The 255-nt window shown below is 58.4% G+C and carries 1 protein-coding gene; it reads left to right on the forward strand.

The genetic code is table 11. The features are described 5' to 3' along the window. Window positions 1–255, forward strand: a 255-nt coding sequence (locus AAZT04_RS26335; protein WP_434682343.1) for a hypothetical protein, incomplete at both ends; no start/stop codon positions are given.

The following is a 255-nucleotide window of genomic DNA, read 5'->3' on the forward strand; positions in this document are numbered from 1 at the left end:
GTTCGCGCCTGTGTCACCCCTAAGGGTAAGGAGCAAAGCATCAAGGGGAGTGAGGTTTGTGTTGCCGATGCTGATGTGGTGACCATCTTCGCGGCCCCCGCGGTGAAGGACGTGAAAGCCACTTCGACGACGGTTGAGGCCGGCAAGTCCCTGGGGGTGAGTTATGCCTTTGTCACCAACGGCACGGGCACTGATGCATCCACTTACCAGTGGAAGTACAGACAAGGGACTTCCGGTGACTGGACGACGCCACAA

It is taken from the genome of Serratia sp. Je.1.23.a (assembly GCF_051129805.1).
Lineage (GTDB): Bacteria > Pseudomonadota > Gammaproteobacteria > Enterobacterales > Enterobacteriaceae > Serratia > Serratia liquefaciens.